This window comes from Microbacterium sp. P2_F9 (assembly GCF_056403635.1).
Window position 1 is genome coordinate 1 of the sequence record NZ_JBFUFC010000072.1, and the last position, 17424, is coordinate 17424.

17 protein-coding genes and 1 pseudogene are annotated in these 17424 nt (G+C 71.3%); 12 read left to right on the forward strand and 6 right to left on the reverse strand.

The window, feature by feature from the left end; genetic code table 11:
* Nucleotides 1-606: zinc-ribbon domain-containing protein (locus AC1DVT_RS09500; protein ID WP_477388435.1), on the reverse strand; the 606-nt coding region annotated here is incomplete at its 3' end.
* Nucleotides 607-726: 120 nt separating this feature from the next.
* Between AC1DVT_RS09500 and AC1DVT_RS09505 the strand changes: the two genes are divergently transcribed.
* Nucleotides 727-1542, forward strand: a complete 816-nt coding sequence (locus tag AC1DVT_RS09505) for an LLM class flavin-dependent oxidoreductase (RefSeq protein ID WP_477388437.1) — start codon at nucleotides 727-729, stop codon at nucleotides 1540-1542.
* A gap of 191 nt (nucleotides 1543-1733) precedes the next feature.
* Here the strand turns inward: AC1DVT_RS09505 and AC1DVT_RS09510 are convergent, their stop codons facing one another.
* Nucleotides 1734-2453 carry a FadR/GntR family transcriptional regulator gene (locus AC1DVT_RS09510; protein WP_477388439.1) on the reverse strand — a complete coding sequence of 240 codons (720 nt, stop codon included), beginning with the start codon at nucleotides 2451-2453 and terminating at the stop codon, nucleotides 1734-1736.
* Between the two features lie 14 nt (nucleotides 2454-2467).
* The gene (locus AC1DVT_RS09515) at nucleotides 2468-3757 is read right to left on the reverse strand and encodes a CaiB/BaiF CoA transferase family protein (RefSeq protein ID WP_457100360.1); all 1290 of its coding nucleotides are present in this window, start codon (nucleotides 3755-3757) and stop codon (nucleotides 2468-2470) included.
* Between the two features lie 47 nt (nucleotides 3758-3804).
* Here AC1DVT_RS09515 and dgoD point away from each other — a divergent pair, with 47 nt between their 5' ends.
* From dgoD to AC1DVT_RS09570, 11 genes are all read left to right on the forward strand, one after another.
* On the forward strand, nucleotides 3805-4965 hold the full coding sequence (dgoD, locus tag AC1DVT_RS09520; RefSeq protein ID WP_477388441.1) for a galactonate dehydratase: 1161 nt from the start codon (nucleotides 3805-3807) through the stop codon (nucleotides 4963-4965).
* A 144-nt stretch (nucleotides 4966-5109) separates the two neighbouring features.
* Nucleotides 5110-6138: a substrate-binding domain-containing protein gene (locus AC1DVT_RS09525; protein WP_457100358.1), complete on the forward strand. Its 1029-nt coding sequence runs from the start codon at nucleotides 5110-5112 to the stop codon at nucleotides 6136-6138.
* 94 nt (nucleotides 6139-6232) lie between these two features.
* On the forward strand, nucleotides 6233-7738 hold the full coding sequence (locus tag AC1DVT_RS09530) for a sugar ABC transporter ATP-binding protein (RefSeq protein WP_477388443.1): 1506 nt from the start codon (nucleotides 6233-6235) through the stop codon (nucleotides 7736-7738).
* 20 nt (nucleotides 7739-7758) lie between these two features.
* A complete protein-coding gene (locus AC1DVT_RS09535; RefSeq protein ID WP_477388445.1) occupies nucleotides 7759-8796 on the forward strand; it encodes an ABC transporter permease in 1038 nt (345 codons plus the stop codon).
* Between the two features lie 35 nt (nucleotides 8797-8831).
* The gene (locus AC1DVT_RS09540) at nucleotides 8832-9626 is read left to right on the forward strand and encodes an enoyl-CoA hydratase/isomerase family protein (protein ID WP_477388447.1); all 795 of its coding nucleotides are present in this window, start codon (nucleotides 8832-8834) and stop codon (nucleotides 9624-9626) included.
* 2 nt (nucleotides 9627-9628) lie between these two features.
* Nucleotides 9629-10612 carry an MBL fold metallo-hydrolase gene (locus AC1DVT_RS09545; protein ID WP_477388449.1) on the forward strand — a complete coding sequence of 328 codons (984 nt, stop codon included), beginning with the start codon at nucleotides 9629-9631 and terminating at the stop codon, nucleotides 10610-10612.
* Complete coding sequence (locus AC1DVT_RS09550) at nucleotides 10609-11778, forward strand: glycoside hydrolase family 88 protein (protein WP_477388451.1); 1170 nt, start codon at nucleotides 10609-10611, stop codon at nucleotides 11776-11778. The genes AC1DVT_RS09545 and AC1DVT_RS09550 overlap by 4 nt, the downstream gene beginning before the upstream one ends.
* Nucleotides 11775-12512, forward strand: coding sequence for an SDR family NAD(P)-dependent oxidoreductase (locus AC1DVT_RS09555; RefSeq protein WP_477388453.1), 738 nt, complete (start codon nucleotides 11775-11777; stop codon nucleotides 12510-12512). Before AC1DVT_RS09550 ends, AC1DVT_RS09555 begins: the two co-directional genes overlap by 4 nt.
* Nucleotides 12509-13420, forward strand: coding sequence for a sugar kinase (locus AC1DVT_RS09560; RefSeq protein WP_477388455.1), 912 nt, complete (start codon nucleotides 12509-12511; stop codon nucleotides 13418-13420). The genes AC1DVT_RS09555 and AC1DVT_RS09560 overlap by 4 nt, the downstream gene beginning before the upstream one ends.
* Entirely contained in the window at nucleotides 13417-14040 is a 624-nt protein-coding gene (locus AC1DVT_RS09565) for a bifunctional 4-hydroxy-2-oxoglutarate aldolase/2-dehydro-3-deoxy-phosphogluconate aldolase (protein WP_477388457.1), read from the forward strand. Before AC1DVT_RS09560 ends, AC1DVT_RS09565 begins: the two co-directional genes overlap by 4 nt.
* A complete protein-coding gene (locus AC1DVT_RS09570; RefSeq protein WP_477388459.1) occupies nucleotides 14040-14858 on the forward strand; it encodes an aldose epimerase family protein in 819 nt (272 codons plus the stop codon). The genes AC1DVT_RS09565 and AC1DVT_RS09570 overlap by 1 nt, the downstream gene beginning before the upstream one ends.
* 10 nt (nucleotides 14859-14868) lie before the next feature.
* On the opposite strand, the gene murQ is transcribed toward AC1DVT_RS09570, so the two are convergent.
* The 3 genes and pseudogenes from murQ to AC1DVT_RS09585 all read right to left on the reverse strand — a co-directional run.
* Nucleotides 14869-15807 (reverse strand): N-acetylmuramic acid 6-phosphate etherase, encoded by a 939-nt coding sequence (murQ, locus tag AC1DVT_RS09575; RefSeq protein ID WP_477388461.1) that lies wholly within the window; start codon nucleotides 15805-15807, stop codon nucleotides 14869-14871.
* A pseudogene (locus tag AC1DVT_RS09580) lies at nucleotides 15791-16675 on the reverse strand (N-acetylglucosamine kinase); the annotation flags it as partial. The pseudogene AC1DVT_RS09580 and the gene murQ, both read right to left, overlap by 17 nt.
* 34 nt (nucleotides 16676-16709) lie before the next feature.
* A partial coding sequence (locus tag AC1DVT_RS09585; RefSeq protein ID WP_477388463.1) for a carbohydrate ABC transporter permease occupies nucleotides 16710-17424 on the reverse strand: 715 nt, incomplete at its 5' end.

The following is a 17424-nucleotide window of genomic DNA, read 5'->3' on the forward strand; positions in this document are numbered from 1 at the left end:
CAGCTGCGCCTCGACCGCGGACGCGGGCTTCGGGGCGCAGCTGCTCGCGAACGGCTCGCCGACCGGCAGCGCCGGCGTCTTCGGGCAGAGTTTGCGGCCGGACTTCGGCGTGCGCGATCGGGGCGATGCTCGAGGCGGCCCCGCGGCGAGCGGCGGAYTCTCGGCTGCGACGCGGAGCGGCCGCTCGTCTCGCTCAGGGCGAGGCTCGGTCGATGCCCGCACCACGCCGAGCAGCGCCCGCGACGGCTCCACCGGGGCTTCAACCACCACAGCCTGGAGGGCGGCGGGCCGGATCCGCGGCGGGTTGGCGAGCGACGAGCACTCCGGGCACCACGCCGAGCGGCGCCGCTCGCGGCCGGGCCGGTCCCGCTGCTCGCTCGGCGTCGCCGCGAACAGGTGACCGGCCTCGCATTGCCACAGCAGCAGCACATCGGCGGCCGGCGGGATCTGGGTCAGCGTGATCCCCGCGTTGAGCTCGGGGTGGTACTGCCGGATGAGCATCGGGTAGGGCGCCCACGCCTCCCGATAGGTGCCGACGGGGTATGGAATCTGCATGCCGCGGGAGAACTGGCGACGCGCCCACCACGCCTGCACCCGCTCTGCCATGCACGGAACGGTATCCGGTGCCACCTACATCGCAGCCCGTTCGCGCTACGCCTGCGGGGGTAGCGCGGATGCCTCCGCCGGGGGGATGCGCTGGTGCCGCCGGGTGAGGACGATGGACGGATGACGATCACACGACGCCCCTTCCGCTTCGGCGCCGTCGAGGCCCTGCGCGGCCCCGCGGCGGTATGGACCGAGGCCGCTCGACGCCTCGAAGGCGACGGCTACGCCACGCTGGTGACCCCCGACACCCTCTGGACGCCGTCGCCGTTCCTCGCACTCGCCGTTGTCGCAGCAGGTACGACCACCCTGCGCCTGGGCACCTGGGTGATCGCCTCCCCGCTGCGCCGCCCCACCGAGGTGGTCCGTGAGACGAAGACCCTGCAGGAGATCTCCGGCGGGCGGTTCGAACTCGGCATCGGGGCAGGGCGCCCCGGCGGCGAGCGCGATGCGGAGGCCCTCGGCCTCGAGTGGGGTACGGCCGGCGAGCGGGTGAGCCAGGTCGAAGCGGCGCTCACCGCAGTACGCAGCGGTGTCGACCCGGTTCCGGGGATCGTCCTGGCCGGAAGCGGAGATCGGATGCTGCGCATCGCCGGACGCCTCGCCGACACGCTCGCGCTGCCGATCGGACCTGACGCGAACCTCGCGGCCATCGCCGAGCTCGCCGATCGGGTGCACGACGTCTCCGGCGATCTCGAACTGGCTCTGCAGATCACCGGCATCGGCGACGACATCCCGGACTGGCTGCGGCACCGGCAGGGCCTCACGCCTGACGGTCTGCGGGACGCGGGCGCGGCCGCCATGCTCTCCGGCGACGTCGAGCGCGACGCCGAAGCGCTCGAGCACCTGCGGGATGTGACCGGCGTGTCCTACCTCACGGTCCCCGGCGAGCTCACCGCCCGACTCACTCCGCTGGTGGCGCGACTGTCCGGCACCTGAGCCGGCTGCACCACCTCGGCGGCAGCCGGGCCGCCTCCTCGAATCCACCGACTCTGCCCCAGTCCACCGACTTCGGCGCGCAGAACTGAGTGGTCTGGCGCGAGGTGGGTGGTCTCGGCACAGGGCCCGCTCAGCGCCGGAATCGCGACCGCGGCATCCGTCGGCCAGCAGTCTGAGACGCCGGCGCGCGGCTACTCGTCGCGCATGCCGAGCGCGACCGCGGAGTCCACGGCCGACAGCCGCATGAGCGCCAGCATGCGCTGCTCGGCCAGCGCAGGATCCCGGGCGATGATCGCGTCGTACACGGCGCGATGGTCATCGAGGAAGTCCAGGCTCGTCATGTGCCCGTGCGTGAGCTTGTCGCGGGCCTGGAGCGCGGGGGCGAGCACGACCTCGAACCGTTCCAGCAGCTCATTGCCGGATGCCGCGAGCACGGCACGGTGGAAGTCGACGTCGGCGATCGCATGGTCGGGCCGACCGGGGTCGTCGCTCTTGTACGAGCGCTCGAGTTCGTCGATCGCCACCCGGAGGCGCTCGGCCTGCTCCTTCGTGTGCCGGAGGGCGGCCATGCGCGCCGCGGCGGGCTCGATGACGAGCCGCACTTCGTCGAGCTCGAGGACGAGCCGGGGGTCGGGCCGGCCGGCGGCGCGCCACGACATGACCTCGGCGTCGAGGAGCTGCCAATGCGAGCGGTCGGTGATGGACGTGCCGACCCGGGGGCGCGCGTCGATGAAGCCCTTGGCCGTCAGCACCTTGAGCGCTTCGCGCATCACCGTGCGGCTGACCTCCATCTCGTGAGCGAGGCCGTCCGGGTCGAGGAGCGTGCCCGGGGGCAGCTCGCCGCGCATGATGCGCGTGCCAAGCTCGTTGACGACCTGGCCGTGCAGGCCGCGCCCTTTGAAGGTGCTCACGACGCCGAGCCTAGTCAGGCCCGCGCGAGTGCGTCCGGCTCCGCGCCGACGGCCGTCCCGTCCTGCGCCTGCGCGCCCACCGCGGACGAGGCATCCGACACACCGATCGCACCGCTCGCGGCTGCCGCGGCGACGCGCTCGTCTGTCCAGCCCAGGTCGGCGAGGATCTGGGCGGTGTCCGCGCCGAGCTGGGGCGCTCCGCGACGGATGGCCGGCGGCGTCTCGGAGAGCGTCAGCGGCGGCCGCACCGTTCGCACGCTCGCGCCGTCGCTCCCATAGGGCTGCTCGACGATCATTCCCGTCGCGAGCACGTGCGGATCGTTCGCGACATCCTCATAGTCGTAGACGGGGCCGGCCCAGACGTTCACCGCATCGCAGCGTGCGAGCCAGTGTGCGGTGGTCTCGCCTTCGAACGCCGGGCGGATGTGCGCGTAGACCTCGTCGCGATAGGTGTGTCCGTCGTTGTAGTCCGTCAGGGATCGCAGCCAGTCGTCGTCGAGCACCTCGCCCAGGGAGGACAGCGGCGCCATCGCCAGGGTGAGCCACCCGTCGCTCGTCCGGTAGACGCCGTACGGCGCCGGAATGAACGCATGAGCGGATGCCTCGACCGACCGCTCGGGCTGGCGGCCGGTGTTGAGGTAGGTCACCACCTCCTGCAGCTGGGCATCGAGCACGATGGAGAACATGTCGACCTCCACCTTCTGCCCTTGGCCGATCCGGTCGCGGGCGGTGAGCGCCGCGAGGATCCCGATCGCCGCCTGGTAGCCGGTCATGACGTCGGCCGCCCAGAGGGCTCCGGGTTCCGGGGCGTCCCCGGCGCTGCCCACCGAGAACATCGATCCGGAGTAGCCCTGCACGACGAGGTCCTGCCCCGGCCGATCCCGGTACGGTCCGGTCGAGCCGTAGCCGGAGATCGAGCAGTAGACGAGGCGCGGGTTGATCTCGCGCAGCTGCTCGTACCCGACGCCGAGCCGCTCAGCGGTGCCGTGGCGGAAGTTCTGGATGAAGACGTCGGCGCTGCGGACGAGGTCCTCGATGACCTCGCGGGACGCGGGGTCCTTCAGGTCGACGGCGAGCGACCGCTTGTTGCGATTGACCGCCATGAACGTCGTCATCTCGCCGTGCACCCGGATGTCGTCGAACCCGTGGGTGCGGTTGAACTCACCGCCCTTCGGGGACTCGATCTTGATGACATCCGCGCCGAGGTCGCCGAGCCGCGTGGCGGCGAGGGGTCCGGCGAGCATCTGCGTAGCGTCCAGGACCCGGATCCCATCCAGCGCCCCAGCGGTGTTCTCATCGACCACGTGCATCTCCTTTGATAAGTACGATAATACTATTAGACTACGAACGGATGAAAGGCAAGTCGATGACGATTGCGCGGATCGAGACGTTTCTCCTTCCGCCTCGATGGCAGTTCGTGCGGATCGAGACGGCGGACGGGATCGTGGGCTGGGGCGAGCCGCTGCTGGAAGGGCACGCCGAAGTCGTGCGCGCCGCGGTGGAGTCCTTCGCCGAATTCCTGATCGGCGCCGACGAGCGCCGGATCGAGGATCTGTGGCTCACGATGACCAAGGGCGGCTTCTATCGCGGCGGGCCGGTGTTCGGCAGCGCGGTGGCCGGCATCGACCAGGCACTCTGGGACATCGCCGGCAAGCGCCTCGGCGTCCCGGTGCACGAGCTCCTCGGCGGGCACGTCCGCGATCGGGTGCGCGCGTACGCGTGGGTCGGCGGCGACGACCCCGCGGAGCTCGAGGACGGGATCCTCGCCAGGATCGGGCAGGGCTTGACCGCGGTCAAGCTCAACGCCTCCGGGAAGACGCCACCGCTGGGATCCGCCGCGGACACCGCCGCGATCGTGGCGCGGGCCGAGGCGGCACGCGCCATCCTCGGCCCGGAGCGCGATTTCGCCCTCGACTTCCACGGCCGACTCTCGCTCGCCGCCAGCCGCCGGGTGCTCCCCCTGCTCGAGCCCTCGCACCCGCTCTTCGTGGAGGAGCCCGTGGTGCCCGAGGCATCCGCTCATCTGCACCGCGTCGTCGACGCCACGACGGTGCCGATCGCCACCGGGGAGCGCCTCTACTCGCGACAGGAGTTCCTGCCGGTGCTGCAGCAGGGCATCGCCATCGTGCAGCCCGACGTCTCCCACGCGGGCGGCATCTCGGAGCTGCGCAGGATCGCCGCCCTCGCCGAGACCTTCGACGCGCACCTGGCTCCGCACTGCCCCCTCGGTCCCCTGGCGCTCGCCTCGAGCCTGCAGGTCGGCTTCGCCAGTCCGAACATTCTCGTCCAGGAGCACAGCATGGGGATCCACTACAACGAGGGCGCCGACCTCCTCGACTACGTCGTCGACCCCGCGCCCTTCGACATCGTCGACGGGCACTTCCGCCGCAGCACCGCTCCCGGCCTCGGGGTCGACGTCGATGAGGCCGCGGTGCGAGCGGCCGACCGTCGCGGTCATTCGTGGCGCTCTCCGCGCTGGCGTCACGACGACGGATCATTCGCGGAATGGTGAGCGACTGCCAGCTCGACGCTGAATTCGTCGACCAACCACGCGATGGCGTGCCGGGTTGATATGAGCCATATTATATGTTTATAGTATGAATGGCTCGGCGGAGCGAAGATCCGCCTGCCAGATCCCATGTCGCAAAGGAGCACCATGAAGTCACAGCACAAGGTCGCGCGGAGGACGTCGATCCTCGCGGCCACCACCATTCTCGGCCTGAGCGTCGCGCTCGCCGGCTGCGGGTCGGTCGACGACACGTCGTCCGCCGACAGCGGCTCAGATGACGGCGTGATCCGCATCGCCTACATCCAGAAGCAGGGCGACCAGCAGTACTTCATCGACCAGGCGCAAGGTGCAGCCGACATGGCGAAGGAGCTGGGCGCCGAGGTCACCGCGATCAACGTCGGCGACGACGCGAACGAGGCCATCAGCCAGCTCGACACCGTCATCGCGCAGGGCTACGACGCCGTCGCGATCGTCGTCCCCGACCAGAAGATCGGTCCGCAGGTCATCGACGCCGCCAAGAAGGCCGGAATCCCGCTCGTCGCGACCGACGATGCCATCTCGGACGCCGACGGCAACCCCGCCCCGTTCGTCGGCTTCAACGGCACGGCGATGGGCGAGAAGGTCGGCGGCGAAGCCGCCCGCCTCTTCGGGGAGACCACCTGGACCGATGCGGACACCAAGATCATCCGCGTCTCGAAGGAAGACCTCCAGACCTGTGAAGACCGCAACGAGGGCGCCCTCGATGTCTTCACCAAGGACACCGGTGTGACGCTCGACGTGGTCAAGGTAGGCACCGACGCCAGCACGATCGACGCCCAGGACAAGACCGCTGCTGTCGTCACGGCCAACCCCGGTGTGACGAACTGGGTGGTCTGGGGCTGCAACGACGAGTCCGAGACCGGTGCCGTCACCGCACTGCAGAACGCCGGCTACACCCCCGACCACATCCTCGGCGTGGGGCTCGGCGCATACCTGACGTGCAAGGACTGGAAGGCGGGCATCGAGTCCGGCAACAAGGCCGCGCTGTTCATCAGCGGCGTCGATGTCGGCAAGGCGGCCGTCCAGGTGCTCGTCGACAACGTGAAGGATGGCAAGGAGCTGCCGGCCAACACGATCGCGGACACGAAGATCGTCGGACCCGACAACTGGGAAGCCGAAGGCGTCGTCTGCACCTGATCCATCCCTGATGTGGGGCGGGCCGGTCGCGGCCCGCCCCACATCTCGCCCGAAAGCCCCACATCCCCGACACGATTCGACGAGGAGTCGTCACATGACCACGACGGTCACGGTCACCGGACTCACGAAGTCCTTCACCGGCGTCCGCGCGCTGCGCGGCATCGATGTGGAGGTCCGCGCCGGCGAAGTGCTCGCGCTGCTGGGTGAGAACGGCGCAGGCAAGTCCACGTTCCTGAAGATCCTCAGCGGCGATTACGCCCCGGATGACGGCACGATCGAGCTCAACGGCGAGGCGGTCGAATTCCATTCGGCGACCGACGCCCGCCGCCGCGGCATCCGTGTCATCGCACAGGAGCCCGAGATCCTCACCCACGTGTCGGTCGCCGAGAACATCTTCGTCGGCAGCCTGCCGCACCGCGGCCGCCTCTACTCCGCGTCGGCCGTGATCAAGGCCGCGCGCGCGGCGCTCGTCGAGTTCGGCTTCGACGAAGTCCTGGATGCCGCAGCCCTCGGCTCCACCCTCTCCCCTGCCCAGCGGCAGGTCGTGGAGATCATGCGCGGGCTCGTCGCCCGGCCGAAGGTCATCGCCTTCGACGAGCCGACCTCCTCGCTCACCGAGAACGAGGTGGCAGCGGTGTTCCGACTCATCCGGCGCCTCCGCGCCGACGGCGTCGCGATCGTCTACGTCTCGCACCGCATGCACGAGATCTTCGAGATCGCCGATCGCGTGGCGGTGCTCCGCGACGGCGCGCTCGCCGGGGTGCGGACACTCGCCGAGACCGACGAGTCCGAACTCGTGCGGCTGATGGTCGGGCGCGACCTCGGCAGCCTCTTCGCGCGCAACCGCGTGCCGGGCGGACCGGTGATGCTCCGCGTCGAGGGTCTCGAGAACGACCACGTCCACGACGCCTCGCTCACCGTGCGCGCCGGCGAGGTCGTCGCGATCGCCGGACTCATCGGCGCCGGACGCTCTGAACTCGCCCGCACGATCATCGGAGACCTGCCGCACCGCGCCGGCACGGTCTCGGTGGACGGTCAGCCGGTGGTGCTGCGCAGCCCCGCCGACGCGATCCGCGCCGGGATCGGCCTCGCCCCCGAAGAGCGCAAGGCCCAGGCCCTGCTGATGCAGCGGACCGTCCGCGACAACGTGAGTCTCGCCATCCTCCGTCGCATCTCACGGCTGCGAGTCGTGCGACGCGGCGAGGAGCGCAAGATCGTGAACGCGCTCGTCGAGCGCATGCGGGTGCGCACTCCGAGCATCGAGACCGAGGTGCGCACGCTGTCCGGCGGCAACCAGCAGAAGGTCGTCCTCGCGCGGTGGCTCGCCCGCCGCCCGAAGGTGCTGATCCTCGATGAGCCGACCCGCGGCGTCGACGTCGGCGCCAAGGCGGAGATCTACGCCCTCATCGACGAGCTCGCACAGTCCGGCGTTGCGGTCCTCGTCATCTCCTCGGAGCTTCCGGAGGTGATCGGCCTCGCCGATCGCATCCTCGTCATGCAGGGAGGTCGCCTCGTCGGCGAACTCGACCACGCGAAGGCCACCGAGGAAGCCGTCCTCGCCCTCGCACTGCCCCAGTCCGAACCACTTCACACAGCATGACCGCAGCGAAGGAGCCCCGCGTGTCCACCACCACCCAGCCCGCGCGCGTCGAAGAACCGGCGCCCGCCACCCCCCAGCGTCCGAGCGCCTGGCGCCGGTTCATCGCCTGGATCGGGGTGCAGAATCTCAGCCTGATCATCGCGCTGATCGTGCTCGTCGCGATCATCGGCAGCCAGGACCCGAACTTCTTCCGGGTGCAGAACCTGATCGCGATCGGCACCTCGATCACGGTCTTCGGCATCCTCGCCATCGTGCAGACGCTGGTGATCCTGCTGGGCGCGCTCGACATCTCGGTCGGCAGCGTGGCGGGCCTCACCTCTGTCGTCACCGCGATGGTCTTCACCGCGACGGGGTCGTCCGGTGCCGGCATCATCGCCGCCCTCGTGGCCGGGCTCGCGTGCGGTCTGCTCAACGGCGTCATCATCATCTACGGTCGCGTCAACGCCGTCATCGCGACGCTCGCGACCCTTGCCGCGTACAAGGGACTCGCGCAGATCCTCTCCGGCGGGCGATCCCAGGGCTACACGGGCAATGACTCGGTCTTCACCGCCCTCGCGCGGGGCACGTTCATCGGCATCCCGGTGCTGATCTGGATCTTCGCCGGCGTCGCGCTCGTCACCGGTCTGGTGCTGAAGTACACCGACATCGGCCGGAACATCTACGCCATCGGCGGCAACCCGACCGCGGCGCGCCTGTCCGGCATGAACCTCAACCGGTACATCATCGGCGTCTATCTCATCGTGGGCACGGTCGCCGGTCTCGCCGGCGTGCTGCTGACCGCACGCACCGGCAGCGGCCAGCCCGTCTCCGGCAGCGAGGGCCTCGAGCTCGAGGCCATCACGGCTGCTGCGCTCGGTGGCGCAGCGCTGACCGGCGGCAAGGGCACGATCACCGGCACGGTGCTCGCCGTCATCCTCCTCGGCGTGCTGTCCAACGGCCTCACGGTGCTCGGGGTCAACCCGTTCTGGCAGAACGTCGCCAAGGGCGCCCTGCTCGTCGTCGCCATCGTCATCCAGCAGCGTCGCAGCGGCCAGCGCGCCGTCGGCCTGCCGGCCTGATCCCCCATCAACCCCTGAAATTCTGGAGCATCACCATGAGCGGACACACGGACGGCGCCGTGCGCCTCGAGCGCCACGGCCACGTCGGCCACCTGATCCTCGATCGCCCGGCGAAACTCAACGCCATGACAGTCGCCATGGACCACACCATGAACGACCTGGTCTTCGAGATCAACAACGATCCCGAAATCCGCTCTGTCCTGCTCTACGGCGCGGGCGACCGGGCCTTCAGCGCCGGAAGCGACATCACCGACCTCGGTGAGTACGGCGACAACTGGAGCTACCGCAACAGGTTCGACAACCGCACCGACTACGCGCGCGCGGTGTGGCTCATCCGCAAGCCGGCGGTCGCCGCCGTGCAGGGCTACTGCATCGGCGGAGGACTCGAGATGGCCAGCGCCTGCGACATCCGCATCGCGAGCCCGGACGCATCCTTCGGCGCCGGCGAGATCCGCTGGGGCTGGCACGGCGGCTCAGGACAGACCCAGCTCCTCACCCACCTCATCGGCCCGGGCCACGCCTCGCGGATCCTCCTCACCGGCGACCGGATCGACGCCGAAGAGGCGCATCGGATCGGCCTCGTGCAGCAGCTGGTCCCTCACGAGCAGCTCCTCGAAACCGCCGAGCAGCTCGCCGTCACCATCTCCGAACGAGGACCGATCGCCACCCAGCGCACCAAGCACATGGTCCGCCTCGCCCAGAGCCTGCCGCTCGACACAGCCCTCCTGGTCGAGAACGACTCCTTCGCGTACCTCATGATGACCGAGGATGCCGCGGAGGGCCAGGCGGCGTTCGCCGAGAAGCGCGCACCCGTCTTCAAGGGGCGCTGAGCATGGGTGCCGCACCGGCTGTCGAGGTCGCACCAGGGGTCCATCGCATCGACACGCCGCTCGGCGACCGCTTCGCGAGCCTGTACCTGCTCACCGGCGACGACGCCGCCCTGCTGTTCGACACGGGGGTGGACGGCACGATCCCTGCCCACGCGCTGCCGGCGCTTGCGCAGCTCGGCGTCAGCCCCGAAGCCGTCTCGACCGTCGTGGTGTCGCACGCGGATGTCGACCACTTCGGCGGCGTGGCCGACGCCCGAACCGCGTTCCGGAACGCCCGGATCGTCGCCGGGGCCGGCGATGTGCCGCTGATCGAGGACTACGAGCGCTACGTCGCCGAGCGCGCCCGAGGCTTCGTCGAGGTGTACGGCTGGGACGAGGATCCCGACGTGCTGGCGTGGTGTCGCTCGGTCACCCGCGAGGGCCGTCTGGACGGCGCCGCCGTCGACGGCGACGTCGTCGAACTCGGGGGCGGGCGAACCGCGGTCATCCGCGCAGTGCCCGGCCACTCCCACGGTCACCTTGCCGTCGAGGCGCCCTGGGCGGATGCCGTGCTCGTCGCCGACGCCGTGCTCGGCGCCTCGGTCAACCTCGCCGACGGCACGCCCGCGTTTCCCCCGACGTACCGCTATGTCGACGAGTACCTCGCGACGATCGCGCGCCTCTCCGCCTGGGATCACGACCTGCTCCTCACCGCGCACTACCCCCAGCTGCAGGGCGACGACGCACGAGCGTTCCTCGCACAGAGCGCCGCGTTCGTGGAGCGCCTCGACGGCCTCGTCGTCGCCGAGCTCGCGGCGGAACCGGCCGGGCTGACGCTCGCCGAGCTGCTGGCCCGCCTCAACCCGGACGCCGGCGCCTGGCCGGCTGAAGGCACCGAAGGCGCTCTGGCCTTCCCGGTCGCCGGCCACCTCGAGCGGCTCGTCGCGCAGGGCCGGGTCACGGCGATCGGCGCCCGGGACGGTGCCGCCGTCTGGACGCTGCGATGACCGGTGTCGCCTGGGGCGTCGACTACGTCGCCGACGAGCATGCCGATGAGGCACTGCGGAACTCCCCACGATCGGGGGCGGCCGTCGCGCACGAGGACACTCCCGCCCTCGCCGAGAAGGTCGCCGACGCCCTGCTGCGCCTCCCGTTCCGCACCTGGGACTTCGGCGACTCGGTCGCCTTCGAGGCGCTGCTCTGCGCCAGCGAGAGACTCCGCCTCGACCGCTGGGAGCGTTTCGCGCACGGCTGGGGCAGGGCGTGGGCGACTCGGTCACGTCCGTTCGCGCGGCTGGACTGCACCGTCCCAGGGCGTGCTCTCACCCTCCTCGCCGAGCGCCTGGATGATCGGATCCTCCTGGCCGCCCTCACCGACCTGGCCGCGTTCCTGCGGAAGCGGCCGACCTTCACCGGGGTCTACGAGACCTGGGAGGCGTCGCCCCTCCTCGCCCCGTACGGCGACCCGCCGATGACGGAGCGCGATCGGAGCCTGCTCGCCGATCCGCCGTCCGGGGTGTTCGTCGACTGCCTGCACTTCGATCCGCCCTTCTTCGCCGCCCTCGGGCGCGTCACGGCGAACGACGAGCTGATTCAGGATGCTGTCGCCCAGGCACTCGGGTACGTCGGGCTGCTGCAGCGCKCGGATGGTCTGTTCGACCATTTCGCACTCGGCGGCGAGCCCGAGACCTTCGGGCCGGGCTGGGGCCGCGGCCAGGGCTGGGCGGCTCTCGGCCTGCTCGAGGTGATCGCAGAGCTCGACCGGCTGGGCGATGAGCGTTTCGCTGCGCGGCGCGGCGAGCTCGCGGCATCCGTCGATCGGCTCTTGACGCGGATGACGCAGCTGCAGCGGCCGGACGGTCACTGGGAGGTCGTCGTCGATCGCCCCGGCACCGGCGACGAGAACTCCACGGCCGCGTTCATGGCCTGGGCGATGTCCGAGGCCGTGCACGCGGGGATCGGCGATGCGTCGCGCCTGGCGCCTGCCGCGCATGCGGCCCGCAGCGCGGTGGTGCAGTCGCTGGATGCCGACGCACAGCTGCGCGGAGTGTCCGCGGCGGTCTACGCCAGCACGGTGCCTGCGCACTATGCGGCGGTGCCGCGCGGATACGTCGTACCGTGGGGGCAGGGTCCGGCCCTGCTGGCCCTCCTGTCCGAAGGGGTTCACGCGTGAGTCGAGTCGTCCTCATCACCGGCGCGGGCCATGGCATCGGCGCGGCGACGGCGGAGGCCTTCGCGCGGGGCGGAGACGACGTCGTCGTGACGGATGTCGATGCCGACGCGGCGGCACAGACCGCCGACGCGCTCCGCGCCGCCGGGTTGGCGGCGACGGCGCATCGCCTCGACGTCTCCTCCGACGCGGAGTGGGAGGCGCTGTCGACAGCGCTCCGGGCGCAAGGCCGGCCGCCGGCTGTGATCGTGAACAACGCGTTCCGCAACACCGTCGCGCCCGCCCATCTGCTCGAGGAGGCTGCGTGGGCCGGGATCCTCGACGTCACGCTGGGGAGCGTGTACCGCTCGATCCGCACCTTCCACGACACCCTCACCGAAGCCCGCGGTGCCGTCGTCAACGTCGCGAGCGTCCACGCGCTGCTGGCGTGGCCGGGGCATCCCGCCTATGCCGCAGCGAAGGGCGGCGTCGTCGCCCTGACCCRCCAGCTGTCGCTCGAGTACGCCCCGCACGTGCGGGTCAACGCGGTGCTGCCCGGGTCGATCGAGACGCGCGTCTGGGACGGCGTCGACGCCGAAGGGCATGAGGCGGCGCGGCGGAAGACCACGCTCGGGCGCTTGGGGCGCGCGGAGGAGGTGGCATCCGTCATCGTGTTCCTCGCGAGCGCGGGCGCCTCGTACGTGACCGGCGTCGCGCTGCCGGTCGACGGCGGCCTGACCACGACGGTGGCGAGATGAGCCGGCTCGTCCTGACGCTGGGCGAGGCCCTCGCGGTGTTCCTGGCCAGGGACGACGGTCCTCTCGATTCCTCGGTCGAGTTCGACCGCATCGTGTCGGGGGCCGAGGTCAACGTCGCCGTCGGACTGGTCCAGGAGGGTCACCGCGCGCGGCTCGCCGGCCGGGTGGGTGATGACGCGCTCGGTCGCGGCATCGTCCGGCAGCTGACGGACTGGGGCGTCGATGCCCGCATGACGCGCGACGAGACCCGGCCGACCGGGGTGCTCGTGCGCACCGTCGGGGGAGCCGATCGCGGGGAGGCGGTGCACCTGCGCCGGGGCGCGGCCATCGAGGGACTGACCGCGGGCGACGTCGACGCCGCCTGGTCGGACGACATCGCCGCCGTCTTCGCGACCGGGATCACCATGGTGCGATCGGCGTCCGCGGCCGCCGCCGTGGAGCACACCGTCGCACGTGCCCGCGCGACCGGGGCGCTCGTCGTGGTCGACCCCAACCTTCGCCCCGCGCTGGCAGATCGCGCCGCCTTCGCAACGGCCCTGGCTCCGCTGCGCGGCCGCATCGACATCGCCGTCGGCGATCCCGAAGAGCTCGCCGTGCTGGCGGGTACCGACACTGCCGATGCGGTGGCCGCCCTGCTGGATGCCGGGTGCCGGCTCGTCGTCACCAAGCTCGGTGCGGCCGGCGCGACCGCCGTCGACAACCTCGGAAACGCCTACCGCACGGTCTCTCTGGTCGGTCCGGCTGAGGTCGTCGACACCATCGGAGCGGGCGACGCCTTCACCGCGGGGCTGATCGCCTCGATCCTCGACGGCCAGTCCCCCGATGCCGCGCTCGCTCGCGGCTCGCGCCGCGCCGCCACCGTCGTCCGCACCCGCGGCGACATCCCGACCACGGAGGGCGTGCGATGAACGCACTGCAGATCATCGGCGCTCAGGGCGTCGTCGCGATCGTGCGATCGGCGACTCCCGAGGAGGCCGCGACCGCTGTCGCGACGCTCCTGGACGCCGGGCTGCGCGCGGTCGAGGTGTCGCTCGTCACCCCCGGGGCGCTCGACGTCGTCCGCGACGCGGCAGCGCATGCGCCGCAGGATGCCGTCATCGGCGTCGGCACGGTGCTGACTGTGGCGCAGGCCAAGGCGTCGGCGGATGCCGGAGCCCGCTTCATCGTCTCGCCGGCGTTCGACCGGGGCGTCGTCGCGGAGGCCGCCGCCCTCGGGATGCTCGTCCTGCCCGGAGTCGCGACACCGACCGAGGCGGTGGAGGCCGTCGCCGCCGGTGCACCGGCGGTCAAGCTCTTCCCGGCCAGCCTGTGGCGGCCGGACGTCCTGCGCGAGGTGCGCACCGCGCTCCCGTGGCTGCAGGTGGTGCCGACTGGGGGCGTGTCGCTGACCAGCGCACCGGAGTGGATCCGCGCCGGCGCCCTGGCCGTCGGGGTGGGCTCGACCCTCACCCGTGCCGAGAACCCCGGCGTCACCGCCCGCGCCCTGCTGGACGCCATCGCCGCGGCGCGGGCCGCCGGAACCTCCTGATGCGGGTCGCCGGCGCCGGTCTCGCGGCGACCGTCGATCCGCGGCGCGGGGCGAAGATCACCTCACTGATCGACGTGGCGGGCACGGAGTGGCTCTCGCAGGGGGCAGCGGATGCCTCGACCGGGCCGGGGCTGCCCTTCGTCGAGGCCGAGATGCGGGGCTGGGACGAATGCGCCCCCACGATCAACGCGTGCGTCGTGGACGGGCGCGCCCTCCCCGATCACGGCGACCTGTGGGACCTCGAGTTCGAGGCGGACGGCGACCGCGTGAGCGCGACCGGCACCTCCGTGCCCTACCGGTTCGAACGACGCATCTCCGCCACGGCGACCGGGCTGCGGCTCGACTACTCGGCTGAGGCGCTCGGGTCCGCCCTCCCGTTTCTCTGGGCCGCGCATCCGCAGTTCGCGGCACCGCCGGGAACGCGCGTCGAGCTGCCTTCGTCCGTCGAGGAGGTCGTGGATGTGATGGACGCCGCAACGCCCCGCCAGCCGTGGACGCCGGCCCTCGCGAGCATCGACACCGTGCCGGAGGGCGGATGCCGCAAGGTCTATGTCGCGCCGGAGACCCGAGTGGAGCGGGCCCGCCTGGTGCGCCCGGACGGGTCGACCCTCGACATCCGCTGGTCGCCGGAGTGCCCGTACCTCGGAATCTGGTTCGACGCCGGGGCCTACAGTGCAGTGCCCGTGATCGCACTGGAGCCGGCGACCGCGTACTACGACTCGCTGGAGCTGGCGGTGCGGCTCCAGCGTGCACCCGTGCTCGAGCCCGGCGTGCCGCTGACCTGGTGGGTCGAGCTGGAGGCGCACCCCGCCGGTTGAGGCCGCGGTGTCAGCCGCGCGCCCGCCGGAGCGCTTCGCGCAGGCTCGTGGCCTCGGCGAGGAGGGCCGCGGCCTCCTCCGCCGACCGGCCGGCCTCGAGCATCAGAATCGCGGTCTTCGCCGACCCGCCCGCGTCTTCCAGCGTCCGGGCCGCGCGCTCAGGCGTGGCCCCGGTGACCTGCTCGACCACGCGCCGGGCGCGATCGCGCAGCTTCTCGTTCGATGCCTGCACGTCGACCATGAGGTTGCCGTAGGTCTTGCCCAGCCGCACCATGACGATCGTCGAGATCATGTTCAGCACGAGCTTCTGCGCCGTCCCCGACCGCAGCCGAGTCGAGCCTGCGATGAACTCCGGGCCGATGACGGTCTCGATCGCATGGTCGGCGACCTGGCCGATCCGCGAGCCGGGGTTGCACGCCAGCGCGACGGTGAGCGCACCCTCCGCACGTGCGAATTCGAGCGCGCCCACCACATACGGCGTCCGCCCGGAGGCGGAGATGCCGACCACGGAGTCGGCACTCGTCAGGCCGAGCTCGGCGAGATCGACCGCACCGGCGGCCGCGTCATCCTCCGCCCCATCGATCTCGTCCCGGATCGCCGCGTCGCCGCCTGCGGTGATCGCGACCACCAGCCCCGGCGCCGTGTTGAACGTCGGTGCGCACTCGCTCGCGTCGACGATCCCGAGCCGGCCAGGCGTACCCGCCCCCACGTAGACGAGTCGGCCGCCCGCGCGCATGCGGTCGGCGATCGCGTCGATCGCGGCCGAGATCTCCGGGAGCGCCGCAGCCACCGCAGCAGGGACATCGTGGTCCAGCCCGTTCATGAGTGCCGCGATCTGGTCGGTGGGCAGCGTGTCCAGGTCGATCAGCTCGGGGCGTCCCGATTCCGTGGTCAGGCCGGCGAGCTCGCTCGCGAGGGCGTGGTCGCCGAAGTCAGCTGGTGGAGTCACGGAGGACGTTCCTTTCGTGGAGAAGATCGAGCCGCTGGGCGAGCAGCACCGCGCCGTCGAGCGCCGACCCGGCCGGCCGCCGAGGCGCGAGCCCCAGCGCCGTGAGCCGAGCGACGAGCAGGGCGAGGAAGGACGGATGCTGCGCCAGGCCGCCGACGACGCTCACCGCACCGCCGGCCGGCGCCACGGACGCGGCAGTGCGCGCGAGGCGGCGCACGGCCCGGTCGACGATTCGCCCGGCCACTCGGTCGCCCTCGAAGGCGCGGGTCAGGACGACGGGCGCGAAGCCCGCCAACGAACGGGCGACATCCGTGCCGGAGGCCACCGCGCGAGGAAGATTCACCAGGTCGGACGCGATACCGCGCGCGTCGTCCTCGAGCAGGGTGCTCGGGCCACGACCGTCGGCGCTGCGCACTGCGGCGATGAGCCCCGTCTGCCCGAGCCAGCGGCCGCTGCCCTCATCGCCGAGCCAGGGGCCCCACCCGTCGGAGCGGGTCCAGGAGCCGTCCGGGTCCACGCGGCCCGCCACCGCTCCGGTGCCCGCGACGAGGATCGTGCCGGCTCCGCCGGCGAACGCGCCGATGTGCGCGGTGACCACATCGCTCGTGATCGCGGTATCCCAGCCCCATCGCTCGCGCACGAGCGCGGCCAGGCGCCGGATGCCGGCGTCGTCGCCGTCGGCACCTGCCGCCCCGATTCCCAGCACGCCCACCCCGGCGAGCCGGCCGGGATCGGCATCCGCCAGCACCTTCGCGATGGCCTCGAATGCGCGCTCACTGCCGAGGTGGGAGCCGAAGCCGGGCGCGCCCGGGCCGGACAGCTCGCTCTGCGAGCCGCCGGCGACGATGCGCACCCGGCAGGTGGTCTTGCCGAGGTCGACCGCGACGACTCCAGCCGGATCGCTAACTCTTCACCGACCCGGCGAGCACGCCGCGCACCAGCAGCCTCGATGACGCGATGAAGACGATCAGGATCGGGATCGCGACGATCAATCCGGCGAGCGCGATCTCCGGCTGACGGATGGGCAGGATGCTGGCGCCGATGCCGGGGTTCAGCGCCGGCGTCGCACTGAACAGCACCCCGAGCCCCACCGGAAGTGTCAGCAGCTCACCCGAGTTCACCATGACGTAGGGGAGGAAGTAGTTCACCCAGGTCGCCGTGAAGCTGAAGAACGCGAGCATGCCGAGCAGCCCCTTCGACAGCGGGAGCGCCACGCGCCAGAAGGTGCCGAACTCCCCCGATCCATCGATGCGCGCGGCCTCGTACAGCTCCTTGGGAATCGACGTCGAGAAGTAGATGTACGCGAGGAACACGCCGAACGGATAGAACGAGCTCGTCAAGATGATCGCCCACGGCGTGTTGTAGATCCGGAGCGCGTTGACCTCGATGAACAGCGGCAGCACGAGCGCGACCGGCGGCACGATCATCGCGACGAGGGTCGTGATCAGCAGGGACCGGCGGAATGGGATCGGGGTGGCGGCCAGGGCGTAGCCCGCGAGGATCGCCGTCGCGCACGAGAACAGGACGATCAGCGCGGTGTACCAGACCGAGTTCCAGACCCAGGTCAAGAGTCGGCCGTCCTGGAACAGCATGAGGTTGTTCCAGGCGATGGCGTAC